Source organism: Novosphingobium sp. PhB165, from assembly GCF_004341845.1.
GTDB lineage: Bacteria > Pseudomonadota > Alphaproteobacteria > Sphingomonadales > Sphingomonadaceae > Novosphingobium.
The window spans coordinates 1-15,944 of record NZ_SLVB01000014.1; the positions used below are offsets into that span (position 1 = coordinate 1).

A 15,944-nucleotide genomic window follows, 5' to 3' on the forward strand; every position below is an offset into this window, starting at 1 on the left:
CTTTTCGATGACAAATCGGTTCGAGTGGCAGACTTGCCTGTCCACTGATCAAGATTGAGCCTTTCCTAAACAGGCCATTCCTGGAGTGCCGGCACCTGCCGGCCCGAAGGGCCGTATGTGGGACATTCGCGACTTTCTGGTTCTGAGTGCCCGACTCAGGAAACCAGACGCTCCCAACGTCCCGCTTGCTAAAAATCCATCGGCGGCAACCGCCCGTTTTCAGCCATTCAGGCCGACCATGATCAACACTGATAGCTGCCGCAATACTTGCGTCTGGCGCGCGCCAATTTTTTTGGAGCGCCTCATTTCATTGAAATTGCACCACCGGCCCTAGGAATGAAGCTGCACCGACCTCGGGTTTCCCCTGATGGCTACGGTTACATCGGTGCCATAGCCTCGGCCACGCAAACCTCGATCCGCGGAAGGTCACGCATCGGATCATCGAAGGAAGTCTTTCAAGAGGATGGCAATCTCATGGCCTCGGCGCATTCCAACCCAACCTCTGACCTCCTGCCGGATTCGGCTATCAGCGACGCCTACATCTATCTGCTCGGCCGGCTGCTGATTACCCGGCAGCAGCAAGTCGACTTTGACGAGGAAGGATTTGTCTGGAACGAATTGGTCCATCGCAAACCAGGCCAGGTTGCCTGGCCGAACCCAAACCTCGATGTCGCCTATTCCGAGGCATGGGTGACAATCGACGAAGTCAGCACGCTGCTGGTGACAGTGCCCGAGATCACAGGCCGTTACTATACAGTGGAGTTCATCAACGGATGGGGCGAAACGCTGGCCAACCTCAACGAACGTTGCCACCCCGACCATCCGAATGGGTTGTTCGCCATATGCTTCCAAGGCAGCGACGTCGAAGTCCCCAGCGGCGCCTTGCGCGTGGATGTGCCGGCGAAAACCATGCGCGTGCTGCTTCGCGTCGAACTCGGGGCGAATTGGGATGAGGCCATCGCTCTCCAGCACCAGTTTAATTTCGAGATTTGGGGAAAACTGCAGGCGCCTGAAATTCCCCGTACCGTGATGTTCGACATGGCACATCTACCTGGCGTTGAAGCATTCGAGTCCGCCGAGCTTGCCATGCAGGAAAAGGATCTGAGCCCACTGGACGACATGCAGGCAAAAGTTCGCGCCATCGTGAGTGAGATTGCCGATCCCGAGCGCCGGGCCGAAGTCGATCAGATAATTCGAACGAAAGCGCAGGCGGACTTTGCAGCCGCTGCGCCTTACATCGGGCGGGGCTGGATCCGCAACGGGTGGGCGCGGGAAAGCTGTTGCGGGCACTGGGGCACGGATTGGTTGACCCGTACGACCGTAAACTACGGTGGCATCTGGGCCAATGTGATGGAGGAAGTGGTCTACTACCGCGGGGCCTTGGACAAGAACCTGAGCTGGGTGGAGGCCGACGGTACCTACTCGCTCACCTTTCCGGCGGACGCGCTGCCAGAGAAATTCGCGCGGTACTTCTGGTCGATAATCGCGGTGGATCGTCAGTTTCGCCACGTGCTGCCCAACCCACTCGAACGCTATCTGCTGAACAAGGAGTCCGGCGTAGTTAGAAGTAGCGACGGTTCGCTCACCTTGTATTTCGGCCCTGCCAAGCCGGATGATGCTCCCGATGCCAACTGGTTGCCGACGGGAGCCGGGAAGCCTTGGAGCCTGACATTTCGCTTTTATGGGCCACAAGGCGGCGTTGCTGACGGAACTTACTATCCGCCACCACTTATCCGAATTGCATGAGCCGGTTGCCAGCTGTGCGCCCAAACTTGTCGTTCGGCGGCTACTTCCGCGAGTCCGAAGGTGGACAGCCAGCCTTGTCTGGGCTGCATTCACACGAATGGTCGCAAATGGCGAATTGGCTCACTGACCTGCTCGCCTTGAATACGGAATAGTGAAAGCGCTCTATGCGCAATCGGAGCGATTGTTTTTGGCCATCCGCTGGCCCCAATCAGCGATCGCTGCTGTCGGCGTGAAGCGTGCGCTCTGCAGGGAGGCAATTTGGGCGAACGTCTGTAGTTCTACCCGTTCGGGTAGTCCTGAAGCCCCACCTTGGGATTGTAGCCCGACCGGGCAGCGTGGATATCAGGCACCGTTATAACCGTTGCTATTACGGCTCAAAGGAGAAGCAATGTTCTGAGCCGTCTTATCGGCAACCGCGCTTTGCCTTGCCGCGCCCGTGGCAACCGAGATTACGCCGTTCCTAGCACGCTCCGGTCCGCGACATAAACGCCGGCGGAGACGCCCCCCGGATTGCTTACCCGACGCTCCCAGAGCCCGAGGAGATTTCCATGCTACGCATTCTAGCTACCAGCCTGATCGCCTTGTTGTCTGCCTCTTTAGCTGAAGCAAAGGTCGTGCAGTTTCCACCGACCTGCAAAGTCCAGGATATCCCAACCAACGCTACCTCGCTGCACGTACGCATCTGCGGAAGCGGGCCCGCCGTGGTGCTGCTGCACGGTTACGGTGAAACCGGCGACATGTGGGCGCCGCTGGCCGCAGACCTTGCTCGCGATCATACGGTGATTGTGCCGGATTTGCGCGGAATGGGGCTCTCGGCACTACCAGTCGGCGGGTATGACAAGAAAACGCAAGGTCAAGACGTTGCCGGCGTCCTCGACGCGTTGAAGGTTGGCCAGATCGATCTCGTCACTCACGATATCGGCAATATGGTCGGTTTCGCCTTTGCGGCCGAGCATCGCGATCAAGTGAAAGCCTTCGTGCTGATGGATGCGCCGCTTCCCGGCGTCGGCCCTTGGGATGAGATCCTGAAAAACCCGTTGCTTTGGCACTTCCGCTTCGGCGGTCCCGATATGGAGCGTCTCGTCGCCGGTCGCGAGCGCATTTACCTCGACCGCTTCTGGAACGAATTTTCCGCCGACCCCGCAAAGTTCGACGAAGAGTCCCGCCAGCATTATGCTGCGCTCTATGCTCGGCCCGGCGCAATGCATGCAGGTTTCGAACAGTTCAAGGCGTTCGATCAGGACGTCAAGGACGATCAGGCTTTCCTGGCGACCGGAAAGCTGACGATGCCGGTCCTGGCGGTCGGCGGCGATCACTCCTTCGGCCCGATGATGGCGGTGGTGATGCGCGCTGCCGCAACTAATGTGAAGGAAGGCGTCGTGCGCGACGCCGGCCATTGGCTGATGGAGGAGCAGCCGGGGCAAACCGTGTCGATGGTCCGCACCTTCCTGGACGCACAGAAGTGAGCCGGGTTTTGCTGCTCGCCTTCCTGGCGGGAACCACAGCCGCGACTAGCGCCCATGCCGCGCAGCGCGGCGAGATTCGCCTGACGCAGGCCGAAATCGCGGCGCAACATCCCGCTTCCGGCGGACCGGGAACCTCAGGTGTCGCCGGTATCCAGACCGTCGTTCTGGCAGGCGATCCCACGGCGGCGGGCCCGTATACGATCGAGTTGCGAGTCCCCGCGAACACCAAGATCGCGGCCCACACGCACCGCGACGATCGAACCGCAGTGGTCGTCTCGGGCACATGGCATTTTGGCTATGGCGCGGTGGCGACCGCGGCGGCGACGAAGGCGCTGGGCCCCGGCAGCTTCTACAGTGAGCCGGGCGGCGATGCCCATTTCGCGATGACCGGGGCTGAACCGGTGACAGTCATCATCAGCGGCTACGGCCCGACCGATACCATTTTCACCGCCGCCGCGCATTCGCAGCAAACGGAGAAGCAGCCATGACCTCACCCGCAATCATCCGTGATCCGATCGCCGACCATATGCTGACGCCGGAAAACGCGGCGCTGATCATTATCGATTTCCAGCCGGTCCAGGTTGGATCGATCGTTACGATGAACAAGCGGCTGTTGGTCAAGAACGTTGCGGCCCTTGCCCGCACCGCCAAGCTTTACGGCCTTCCTGTTGTCCTCTCGACCGTCAATGTCGCGACCGGACGAAACATGCCGACGATCCATCAGATCACCGATCTGCTGCCGGACGTCTCTCCCATCGATCGCACGTCGATCAACGCATGGGAGGATGAGGATTTCGTGGCCGCCGTGAAGGCCACCGGCCGGTCCAAACTCGTTATGGTGGCGCTGTGGACCGAGGTGTGCCTTGTCTTTCCCGCGCTCGACGCGCTGCGAGCAGGCTATGAGGTCTATGTCGTCGTCGACGCCGTCGCCGGTACGTCCGAAGCAGCGCATCAAGCGGGGATCGACCGCTTGGTCCAGGCAGGGGCCGTTCCCGTCAGCTGGATCCAGTTCGCTTGCGAACTCCAGCGCGACTGGGCGCGCGATGCGACCGTCCCAGGCTTCGCAGATATCGTCTTCGCAGAGGTTGGCCACTGACGGCGACGAACCGTCCATCTATCAATCCAAATCTCGATGGAAATCCATATGACTGATGAAAAGCGCAATGTTCTCGTCATTGGCGGCAGCCGCGGTATCGGTGCCGCCATCGTGCAGCGATTTGCCGAGGCAGGCGACCGGGTGACTTTCTCCTACGCAGGGTCTGCAGACGCGGCGGCTGCGCTCCAGAAAAACACGGGCGCCGTTGCGATCCGTTCGGATGCTGCGGATCGCGAGGCGGTCGTCGCCCTGGTCAAGTCGCGGGGTAAACTGGATGTTCTGGTGATCAACGCCGGGGCGCTCGTGCTTGGCAATCCGCTCGACCTGGATGCTGATGCGGTCGATCGGATGATCGATCTCAATGTCCGCGCACCATATCATGCGGCCGTCGAGGCTGCTCGTACGATGGGAGACGGCGGCCGCATCGTCATGATCGGATCCGTCAATGGTGACCGGATGCCCTTTGAGGGCGGAGCGGCTTATGCGCTGACCAAATCGGCGATGCAGGGTATGGCCCGCGGGCTGGCGCGTGACTTCGGCGGGCGCAACATCACCGTCAATGTCGTCCAGCCGGGACCGACCGATACCGACATGAATCCCGGCGACGGCCCGATGAGTGATTTCATGCACGGCTTCATGGCGATCAAGCGCCACGTCCGTCCCATGGAAGTCGCGGGCATGGTGGCCTGGCTCGCCGGACCGGATGCGGGCGCTGTTACCGGCGCTATGCACACCATCGATGGCGGCTTCGGAGCCTGAGACGTTCGCTGCCCGCGCGGCATGGCTTGCGCCAAGCCTGACGCAATGCCCCTGTGCAATTTGATCAAAGGACCAAGCCTATGAACGTCGATCTCAGCGGCAAGACCGCACTTGTCACTGGTTCGACCGAGGGCATCGGTTTCGCCGTCGCGCAGGGTCTGGCCAAAGCTGGCGCGGCGGTGGTGATCAATGGCCGCGCTCAAGCGAAGGTAGACGCTGCTGTCGCGCGTATCGGCGGAAGCGCGCGCGGCGTCGCTGCAGACCTAGCGACGGCCGCCGGGCACGATCTTCTGGTCGGAGAAGTGCCGCAGGCGGATATCGTTGTGAGCAATCTCGGCATCTTCCAGCCCATCGATTTCTTCGACGCGGACGATGCCGTCTGGGACCGACATTGGCAGGTCAATGTGATGGCAGGCGTGCGCCTCGCCCGATTCTATTTGCCCAAAATGCAAGCGGCTGGTTGGGGCCGTTTCCTGCTGCTCGGGTCGGAATCTGCCTTCAACATTCCCGCTGACATGATTCACTATGGCGTCAGCAAGACGGCTGACGTCGCTCTCGCCCGCGGTCTGGCGAAGCGCATGGCCGGCACCGGGGTTACGGTGAACTCGGTTCTGCCTGGGCCTACGCTGTCCGAAGGCGTTGCTGCGATGCTGGAAAACGAACGGGCCGCATCGGGCAAACCGATTGAGGAGGTCGCTGCTTCGTTCGTGCGTGCCTCTCGCTCAACGTCGATTATCCAGCGGGCGGCGTCTGTGGAGGAGGTCGCGAACATGTTTGTATATCTCGCATCGCCACTGGCCTCGGCGACGACCGGCGCGGCGCTCCGGGTCGATGGAGGGGTTATCGATACTCTGATGTGAGCCCGGATGTGGCGATTGGAGATTGCCGAAAATGCAAGCGTTGTCCATACGGTGCTCATTGGTGGGGGGGATCTGGCCTCCGGTAGTGGGAAGAGGCCAGCTGAATGACCCGGTCTTGCAAAACCAGACTTGGCCACCTTGCGTTTTCGATAACACTACAGTTCGTCGGAACTGCCTGCCTGGCCCAATCAGCCTCCCCCGGTTTCGAAGCGTATAAGCACGTCCGCGCTGCGGTCGACGATGGCGCCCCTGACGGTCTCCTGAGAATTGCGCAGACGTCCGACGGCTACATCTGGCTTGCCGGCGACGCACTCTATCGCTTCGATGGCGCGACCTTCGAGCGGATTGACTGGCCGCAAGGGTCGGGCAAGCGTCACGCGTCGCCCTCAACGCTCATGGTAAGCGACCGCGGCGAGCTTTGGGTCGGATTGCGGGACACTGGCGGGGTTGCCGTTTACCGGCAAGGCGAACTGCGGGATATGCATATGCCCGATCCACCGCGGGGCCTGGCCGCTCTTGCACAAGCGCCCGATGGAACAGTCTGGGCGTCCTCCATGTCGCTTGACAAGCGGCTGGAGCGGAAACGCGGGAACCGGTGGGAGCGCGTGGACGAAGCGCTGGGTCTGCCGCGCGGGTATATCATGGACCTGATCGTGGCGCGAAGCGGCAGGCTGTGGATCGCGCTCAGCGCCGAGAATGGAGAAAGCGGCTCGCTGGCGTATCTCGACCCCCACGCGGTACGGTTTCAAAGAGTGCCTGTGCAACTTTCGGGCCGCCCCAAGATCGCGCTCGATCATAGTGGAGCGCTCTGGGTCTCGGACGCAGCGGGAACGCGCATTTTGTTCGACGCCCGGGGCATGCGCAAGCAATCGACCATCACTTTTCCCGCAGTGCCCGGTGTCACCCGCGCCGCTATTGCGTTCGATCGCAGCGGTGGGCTTTGGGGCACGACGGCGTCTGTCGGAATTTTCCACATTGCCAGCCCCCAAGCCCCGTTTGCCGGTCCCGGAACGCGGGTTCGCCGGTTCGATGCGGCCAACGGCCTCACTTCGGACACCACCTATGCCCCGTTTGTCGACCGTGAGGGGAATGTCTGGATCACGACGGAAAACGGAATAGATCAGTTCCGCCGGTCCGCGGCACCACAGGACACCGCCGTGTCCAGCGATTCACAGCACGGCCTTTCGATGGCCCGGGCGAAAGACGGGAGCATTTATGTGGGTTCGCGCGGGACAGTGTTTCGCGTGTCCGCGAACGGTGCAGCGGCACCAATCCTGAAGTTGCGCACCGATGAAATTTCCATGTGCCCTGCCCGAGGCGAGGGGGTCTGGGTTATCGAGCCCGGCCAGCTCATTCTGCTGCAAGGCCAGCGAGCGCAGAGGCTGCCCGGTTATCCGGGAGGAGAAGCCAAGATCGCCTGCGCCGAAGATGCCGCTGGGCGCCTCTGGCTTGGCCTGGCCAGCGGCGTGCTCCTATGGCGAGACTCATCGGGCTGGCATCGGGCCAACGGAGCGCTGGACAGCCTCAAGATTTGGGATTTGACCACGACGGCGTCCGGTGATCTTGCTCTCATCATCCCGCCCGACGTCGCCATTCTCCACGGCAATCGGCTTGAGAAGATCAGTCTGGAGCGCACGGGTATCGGAACGCCCTGGGCGGTGATGCCCGGCAATGGCCTGACCTCGCAAGACTTGTTCGTCAGCGGAAGCGCAGGCCTTGCCCGAAAGCGCGGCAATCAATTGCGAATTCTCGCCGAAAACCGCTTCCCCTGGATCACTTGGGTAAGGACGCTCCAGCAGACAAGGGACGGCAAAACTTGGCTGTTCAGCAGAACCGGGGTGTACCAGCTTGCCACGGCCGATCTGGACCGCGCGTTCGAAGATCCACACGCACCGCTGCCTTTTATCAAATTTGACGCGTTGGACGGGCTGGCGAGCACGGTTCAGCAAGGCGGCTTCGCAGGCCCGCAATCCGCCGTTGGGGGAGACGGCAGAATCTGGTTCCTCAATCGGCAGGGCGCGGCCTTCTTCGACCCCGCGAAACTTCAGCCGAACATCATGCCCCCGCCCTTGACTATCCGGTCGCTTGAGAGCGGCGGCAGAACATGGCGCGATCCGGTCAATGTCACCCTTCCACCCGATACGCGCACGGTCAACATCGTTTACGCAGGGCTAAGCTTCACGGTCCCGCAGCGTGTGCAGTTCCGGTACAGGCTGCAGGGCGTCGACGACGCCTGGATCGATGCGGGCGCGCGGCGGACTGCTTCCTATACCAACCTCGGGCCGGGCAGATACAGCTTTCGCGTCATCGCACGAAACAGCGGCGGCGTGTGGAACCGTCAGGGGGCCACTCTGGCATTCGAAATCGAGCCCACCTTCATGCAGAGTTGGCCGTTCAAGTTGATGTGCGCGGCGGCGATACTGGCGCTGATGTGGCTTGCCTATTCGTTGCGGCTGCGCACTGTGGCCGACCGCATCCGCATGCGCATGGCCGAACGGGCGGAGGAACGCGAGAGGATCGCGCGTGAACTGCACGACACGCTTTTACAGTCTGTTCAGTCGCTCACGCTTCGCTTTCAGCTTGCGGCAGACGATCTGCCGGACGGGACGCCCGCGCGGGCCTCGCTCATCACCGCGATCGACACGGCGGACAAGGTCATAGCGGAGGGTCGCGATCGGGTGCGTGAACTACGCACGCAGCAGGATGGCGACTTGCAGCAGATCATTTGCGACCTCATTGCACGGCTCGAGTTCAGCCCGTCCGTCGTCACAACGATCTCCTCCGACGGAGAGGCGTGGCCACTTGAGCCGGCAGCGCTCGAGGAAATCACCCGGATCGCAAGTGAGGCACTTTTCAACATCCGCCGCCATGCCCAAACCACTGAGTTGAGTGTCGAGGTTCACCACGGAGCAAATCTGCAGATCCGTTTTGCGGACAATGGTTGCGGCATAGACGCAGAAGTAGCCCGGGTGGGAGAGAAAGCTGGACACTACGGATTGGTCGGCATGACCGAACGCGCGCGGCGGCTGCGTGGCCGCCTTGTCATCCAGCGGCGCGCCGATCACGGCACCGAAGTCTTGCTGACGGTTCCAGGAGCGATCGCCTACCAGTCCCGCAAATCACGACGATGGAGTTTCTGATGCCCTCACCCATCCGTGTTCTCATTGTCGACGATCATCCGATGGTTCGCGACGGCATTGCGGCCTTGCTCGACCGGCAGCCGGACATGGAGGCCATTGGTGAGGCCTGCAACGGTGACGAGGCGGTTGAGAAGTTTCGCCAGTTGGCGCCCGACCTAACACTGATGGATGTGCAGATGCCAGGTATGGGCGGAGTCGAAGCCATCGCGGAAATATGCCGCCTGTCACCTGATGCACGCATTCTGGTGCTGACCACCTACCCTGGAGATGCAAATGCGGTACGTGCTATACGTGCCGGTGCTGCCGGCTATCTTCTCAAGAATGCCATTCGCGGCGAACTGACTGACGCTATTCGTTCGGTCCATGAGGGGCGCCGCGCGATCTCAGCCGACATTGCGCATGAAATTGCTACGCACGCTCTGGGCGGGGTACTCACCGAACGCGAAATCGAGGTTCTTAGATTGGTTTCCGAGGGGCAGACGAACAAAGAAATTGCGTCAAGGCTGAACCTGTCAACCGATACGGTCAAAGCGCAGCTTAAATTTATATTCGAAAAACTAGGAGTTCACGACCGCACTCATGCCGTAATAATCGCCACGAGGCGCGGATATATCAATCCTTTTTTATAGCATGGCCGCATCACATTTATTTATTCATGAGAAATTTCGCAACGGCTGCGGCCTAGCAGGACCGTGTCGGATTAAACGGCAGGTCAGCAGCCGCCCCTTACCGGCCTTCGGTCGCTGATTTTTCGTGCCCAATCAGACGCATTAACGAAAGGCCGGTTTCGGTGAGGCGCTTGGCCCCGCCAAAGGCGGCTTTGTCGGCGGCTCCGGAATGACCGCTTCCTGGTTAAAATAGTGAAAAGCCGCCATCTGTCAGGTTTTGTCAGGAGCCGCTATTCCGACAGCCTGAGAGAAACGGATTGAGTTGGTCGGCAAGCGACCCAGTGTGAACGACAGCTATCCCAGTTTCTGCGCTCTGAACCGGACATTCGCCTATCGGCCAGATCCAGTCATAACCTGACGCATTAACGAAAGGCCGGTTCGGGGGCGCTCAGCGCCGTGAACGGCGGCTTATGTCGGCGCAGCTGCAGCAAACAGCAGCAAGGCTGACCCCGCAAGCTGGCGGACAAAACGGGGAGGTTGCTCGGCAACCTCCCTACGTCCCCTCAACGGACTAGGTAGACTGGGGGCAAAAGCTCGCGCAGCTCCGCACTCATCGCACCGAGTCTGTTGTTCGCGTTTAGAACGCAAACCCAGCGCCCACCTGCCAGGTTACGCGGTCGTGATAGCCTTCGTAACTCAGGCCGGCTTTTGCAACGACATGCTCATCAAAAGCCTTGGATGCGCCGACGGCGATTGCCACATTGCTGCCTGTTCCGCCCACGCCGACGCCGACGAGTCCTTGTCCGGGTTCAAAAGCCTGCGGAATTCCCCCAAGAGCCGCGTTGCGCGCATCGCCTGAATCGATACGCTTACGCATGTCGTCCAGGTCAAAGCGGATGCTGGCGATTTGGTTGTCGGTGTAGGAATTGGCCTGGGCTAGCGTTGCGGTCAGCCGCGAATTGAGCTGTCCCACATTGACGGCATCTGTTGCGTTCGTCCCTGCGGCGACATTTGTGATACGTCGTTCGCCTCCTGCCGAACCGACAGACACGACATTCGCGGCACCGCCATCGGTTGACCCGGCCCCCAGAGCAACGGAATTGGCGCCGCTGGATTGCGCCGCATAGCCAAGTGCCGTGGACGCCGTGTTGGTCGCGGTTGAATAGTTGCCGGCCGCAAGGGCGTGAGAGCCCGACGCACGCGAACCATTGCCACCTGCAGAGGCATCTGCTCCCGTGGCTTCGGGAGCGACGCCGGCAGAAGTGTTGTCCGAAGCGAAGGCCCCCGCTTTCGCACCGGTGACGAGGTTGGTGACTGCCAGCACTGCTTCGTTGGTCGCGTTGAGCTGGCTGCCGTTAACTGCGTCGGTGGAACTGGTGCCGAGCGTGCCGGCAGCGACGCTGGTCAGCTTTCGGTTGCCCGCGGTTCCGGCAAAGCTGACCTGTGTGCCATCAGTGGCCGCGCCCACAGTAATGTCCGCGCCGGGCGCCGCTTGCTGGACTAGTCCAAGTGTACCGTCGATGAGGCCGGTGATGTTGCTTGTGTTGGTCGCTACCTGGTTGCCAAGGTTGGTGATGTTAGTCGTGTTCGTTGTCACCCGACTGTCGAGCTGGGTGATATTGGTCGTATTCGTTGTCACCTGGGTGTCGATAGCGCCAAGAGCGCTCCCCACGTTGTTATATGCAGAACCCTGCACGGTATAGCTCGGCGCTGAGATTGAACCGTCGGCATTGACAACAGTACCCCCGCCCAGCGCGGACGCCGTGCTTTGCGACGCTCCAAACAACTGGCCCCCGTTCACGCCTTCATTGGAACCGCCAGCTACCGTGCCGTCAGCCACGTTTATCAGCTTGCGTGCACCTGCCGTGCCGGCAAAGTCGATCGCCGCACCATCGGTGTCCTTGCCCACCGTCAGATTGGCACCGGCCGCTGCCTGCTGCACGAGACCAACCGTACCGTTGGTGATGCCGGTGATGTTGTTCTCGATGGTCGTCGTGCGATTGTCGAGATTGGTAAGCGAGTCACCTACGTTATTATAGGTATTGCCGCCAATATGATAGGTCGGCGCGCTGATCGAGCCGTCCGTATTGACGGTCGAGCCACCGCCTAGTGCGCTGGCGGTGGAACTGGCGGTCGCATAGAGTTGCGAGCCGTTGACAGCATCGACAGAGGTCACATTGACCGCGCCGGCAGCGACGTTGGTCAACACTTGCGCTGAGCCGGGAGCCGAAGCATCGCCGCCAATGGCAATCAGCGACAATTGGTCTGTACCGGTGCGCTGCACCGGGCCGATCGTGCCATTGTTGATGGCGTTGATGTTGGTGGTCAGCTGGGTATCGACCGCGCCAAGAGCACTGCCCACGTCGTTATAGGTTGAGCCCTGCACGGTATAGCTGGGGGCAGTGATCGTGCCGTTGAAATCGACGGTCGAGCCGCCGCCTAGCGCGCTGGCTATTGGGCTGGCGGTCGCGTAGAGCTGTGAGCCGTTGATAGCGTCGACTGAGATTGCATTGACCGCGCCGCTCGCGACGTTGGTCAACACCTGCGCCGCACCGGGAGCCGAGGCATCGCCGCCGGCGGCAATCAGCGACAACTGGTCCGTGCCGGTGCGCTGCACCGGACCGATTGTGCCATTGGCGATTGCGGTGATATTGGTGGTCAGCTGTGTATCGACCGCGCCAAGAGCACTGCCAACGTCGTTATAGGTTGAGCCCTGCACATTATAGCTCGGCGCAGAGATCGTACCGTCAGCATTAACGGCGGCACCGCCGCCCGCCAAGCTCGCCACAGAGGCCGACAGCCCATAAATCTGACTGCCATTGACTGCGTCCAGAGAGCCACCGCTAATAATGCCGGCCGCGACGTTGGTGACGATTGTGCCTCCAGGTTCAAGAACAACACGGCTCTTGCTGGAATCCTCATATAATACCGCATTGGCGCTCAGGTCCTCCAAAGCGCTATTGGTCGCGGACAATTGGGAGCCGTTGACCCCATCGGTGCTCGATGGATCGATTCGCCCGGCCGCAACATTGGTAATGGTTCGCTCCGCGTTTGGCGCGCCGACACTGACGGTGCTCAACGGATTACCGCCAGCAAAGCTATAGGTAATGCCATTGATGACGGTCGACGTCGTGGCAATAGGTGCGGCTACGGTCGATCCATCGCCAAGTGCGATCGCTCCATCGAGCCCCGCAGCGATCGAGACATTGTTGCCCAGCACGAAAGCATTGTTGGCGTCGATCACGTTGTCGTTACCAATCGCATAACTGTTATTTCCGTTAACGACGTTGGGATCGCCGATCGCCCCGCTCCCGGAGCCCGTGACGATATTGCCCGCGCCAATCGCGATCGCATTTGCACCCGTCGCTTGGGCTCCTGTACCGATTGCTGTCGCTGAAGCGCCGCTTGCTACGCTATTGGCGCCCGTGGCCGTCGCGCCTTCATCAGTCGCTTGGCTATTCAATCCCAAGGCGGTGCTGTTAGTGCCGGTCGCTTGGCTGGTCGTACCGCATGCAACACCGTTCGAAGCAACTGTGGCTCCGTCCCCCGTCGAGTCATTGAATGGCGTCCCGGCCGCGTTCCCCATGCAGATGAACTGCGCCGCAGCAGGCTGCGACAGAAAAATGAAACCGGCTGCGGCAACAGTGGCGGAGCTTGCCAGCAAGCTAAAGCGATAAGCCTTGGCATCGATTTGCATTGATCGTCTCCCCTGTTCGCATCCGTGGACGGCCAACACAGCGCACCAATAATAACGACGCCACACGGATTTGAGTCAAAGCTACCGACGATCAATAATTAACATCTATTAGTATAAGTACTGATTCTAGCCATCACCGTCCCTGATATTTGATTATATTTTTACAAACTGCCCTAAGGGGGTGTTAAGCGATTTGGATATGAATTTACCTTCGTTTAATCGCCTTATCTGTGGCTCGAATTTTCCATCGAAACCCTCGAAATTGCATGATTAGACCACGAATTACTCCACTCGAGGGAGGGGCTTTGCCGATTTTATCAATCGGGAGTTTTTCGGCCGGGCTCTGCCCCATTCTCGCCATTCGCCCCTGCCACACAGGGCTCGGGATAAAGTGACAGGGTAAGCCCGCGGCCGCTCTGGAGCTCAGTTTGAAACTGCGAAACCCGCCCTCCATTAACGCGACTTACTACGGAGGTTATGGCGGTTTTCGGTGTGACCGGCTTTGGATGACGGCTCGGGAAAAGTCACCATTCCCCGAGCTTGGCCAGAAATTGGCATTCAATGCAGTTCGATTCTCCGGCGAAGCTTTCGGAGTAACCTCAGTCATTTCTCCATCGGACCTGAGGGTTCACCCGGATCGGCACACCGCTGGCGCAATGGCACTCTCGCCATATCTTGTCGGGAGTTTCGTGATGCCGAATGGAAAGCCCAATATCCTCTTTATCATGGCCGATGACATCGGTTGGTTCAACGTAAGCGCCTATAATCTGGGCGTCATGGGATATCGCACTCCCAATATCGACCGAATCGCCCGCGAAGGTGCGCAGTTCACCGACTTCTACGGCCAGCAGAGCTGCACGGCGGGGCGCGCTGCCTTCATCACCGGGCAATCTCCCATTCGCACGGGCCTCACCAAAGTCGGCATGCCGGGCGCCACGCTGGGCCTCAGTTTCGAGGACCCGTCCGTGGGCGAGTTCCTCAAGCATTTCGGTTACGCGACCGGTCAGTTCGGCAAGAACCATCTGGGAGATCGCAACGAGCACCTTCCCACCGTCCACGGTTTCGACGAATTCTTCGGTAATCTCTATCACCTCAATGCCGAGGAAGAACCGTATTACGACAACTATCCGAAGGACCCTGCCTTCCGAAAGAAATTCGGCCCGCGGGGTGTGCTCAAATCCAAGGCGACAGACAAGGACGATACCACTGTTGACGAGCAGTTCGGCAAGGTAGGCAAGCAGACCATCGAGAACACCGGCCCCTTGCCCAAGGAGCGAATGGAAACGGTGGACGAGGAATTTCTTGGTGCAGCGCTGGATTTCATCGAGCGCAAGTCAAAGGACGATGCACCGTGGTTTTGCTATTTCAATCCCACCCGCATGCACGTCTTCACGCACCTGAAGCCGGAATCCAAGGGCAAGACCGGTCTTGGCGTCTATCCCGACGGCATGGTTGAACTGGATGGCTATGTCGGGGAATTGCTCAAGAAGCTCGACGATCTGGGTATCGCGCAGGACACTGTCGTCGTTTTCACCACGGACAATGGCGCTGAAGTATGCACCTGGCCGGATGGCGGTGCCACGCCGTTCCGGGGTGAGAAGGACACCAACTGGGAAGGCGGTTGGCGCGTTCCCTGCGTCATGCGCTGGCCCGGCGTGATCGAACCGGGGCGCATCGTCAACGATATCGGGTCCCTACAGGACTTCATTCCCACCTTTGCCGCCGCCAATGGCGAGCCCGATCTCGTGGAAAAGGTCAAGAAGGGCTACGAAATGGGCGGCAGGACCTACAAGGTTCACCTTGATGGGTTCAATCTCCTCCCATTCCTGTCCGGCAAGGAGGAGAAATCGCCCCGCCAAGGCTTCATCTATTGGAGCGACGATGGCGATTGCATGGCCATGCGGATAGGGCGCTTCAAAATCGTGTTCGCCGAGCAGAGAGCCGAGGGACTACAAGCATGGCGAGAGCCGCTATCCGCAATGCGGATACCGAAATTCTATGATCTGCGCGCAGATCCGTTCGAACGCGGCGAAGACAGCATTAAATACAATGATTGGTTCATGGAGAACAATCACTTGCTCTACGGCGCGCCGCCGCTGCTGGGACAATGGCTGACGAGTTTCAAGGAATTCCCGCCGCGCGCCAAGTCGGCCAGCTTCTCAATCGATCAGGTGGTGCAGAGCCTCATGCCCAAAAGCTAGTTGACGTCCGCCTTACGCTTACAGACGTGTGAGCGGAAAAGCCTGCTGGGGAATGTAGCTGGATAGCGGCCCCGCGTCATAAAAACGATCGCTGCACCCCTAGCTCATCGGCACTTCGATACCGCCAGCAATATGCATGGTGACGACCAGCAAGTCATCGCCAATTCGAGCTGGATCTCTGGCGCGGCGCCTGCGGAGCTTTCTCAGGTCATTTCCCGATGTAAGAAAGGGCAGAAACGTCTAAAGTACTACTGCATAATATTGGAGGGTGTGGCTGTGCATATTAATCGCGATAGGCCGTACGATTCGGACAGAACTCATTGTTCTGAGAGTTTTGCGAGTCGAGTTGGGGAATTGTTATATAACAAGAA

10 protein-coding genes are annotated in these 15,944 nt (G+C 59.9%); 9 read left to right on the forward strand and 1 reads right to left on the reverse strand.

Annotation, left to right across the window (positions count from 1 at the left end):
• Positions 1-267 precede the first annotated feature (267 nt).
• The 8 genes from EDF56_RS23970 (at position 268) to EDF56_RS24005 (ending at position 9,696) form a co-directional block, all read left to right on the forward strand.
• Entirely contained in the window at positions 268-1,746 is a 1,479-nt protein-coding gene (locus EDF56_RS23970; RefSeq protein WP_132392379.1) for a DUF1214 domain-containing protein, read from the forward strand.
• A 548-nt stretch (positions 1,747-2,294) separates the two neighbouring features.
• Positions 2,295-3,212: an alpha/beta hydrolase gene (locus tag EDF56_RS23975; protein ID WP_132392381.1), complete on the forward strand. Its 918-nt coding sequence runs from the start codon at positions 2,295-2,297 to the stop codon at positions 3,210-3,212.
• Positions 3,209-3,700 (forward strand): cupin domain-containing protein, encoded by a 492-nt coding sequence (locus EDF56_RS23980; protein ID WP_132392383.1) that lies wholly within the window; start codon positions 3,209-3,211, stop codon positions 3,698-3,700. The genes EDF56_RS23975 and EDF56_RS23980 overlap by 4 nt, the downstream gene beginning before the upstream one ends.
• On the forward strand, positions 3,697-4,308 hold the full coding sequence (locus EDF56_RS23985) for a hydrolase (RefSeq protein WP_132392385.1): 612 nt from the start codon (positions 3,697-3,699) through the stop codon (positions 4,306-4,308). Before EDF56_RS23980 ends, EDF56_RS23985 begins: the two co-directional genes overlap by 4 nt.
• Before the next feature lie 48 nt (positions 4,309-4,356).
• Positions 4,357-5,067, forward strand: coding sequence for an SDR family oxidoreductase (gene bdcA / locus EDF56_RS23990; protein ID WP_132392387.1), 711 nt, complete (start codon positions 4,357-4,359; stop codon positions 5,065-5,067).
• An 80-nt stretch (positions 5,068-5,147) separates the two neighbouring features.
• On the forward strand, positions 5,148-5,927 hold the full coding sequence (locus EDF56_RS23995; protein WP_132392389.1) for an SDR family oxidoreductase: 780 nt from the start codon (positions 5,148-5,150) through the stop codon (positions 5,925-5,927).
• Between the two features lie 104 nt (positions 5,928-6,031).
• Positions 6,032-9,067: a sensor histidine kinase gene (locus EDF56_RS24000; RefSeq protein WP_132392391.1), complete on the forward strand. Its 3,036-nt coding sequence runs from the start codon at positions 6,032-6,034 to the stop codon at positions 9,065-9,067.
• Complete coding sequence (locus EDF56_RS24005) at positions 9,067-9,696, forward strand: response regulator transcription factor (protein WP_243652827.1); 630 nt, start codon at positions 9,067-9,069, stop codon at positions 9,694-9,696. Before EDF56_RS24000 ends, EDF56_RS24005 begins: the two co-directional genes overlap by 1 nt.
• Before the next feature lie 616 nt (positions 9,697-10,312).
• Here EDF56_RS24005 and EDF56_RS24010 read toward each other — a convergent pair.
• Positions 10,313-13,372 (reverse strand): YadA-like family protein, encoded by a 3,060-nt coding sequence (locus EDF56_RS24010; RefSeq protein WP_132392395.1) that lies wholly within the window; start codon positions 13,370-13,372, stop codon positions 10,313-10,315.
• 692 nt (positions 13,373-14,064) lie between these two features.
• Here EDF56_RS24010 and EDF56_RS24015 point away from each other — a divergent pair.
• A complete protein-coding gene (locus EDF56_RS24015; protein WP_132392506.1) occupies positions 14,065-15,573 on the forward strand; it encodes an arylsulfatase in 1,509 nt (502 codons plus the stop codon).
• Positions 15,574-15,944 lie beyond the last annotated feature (371 nt).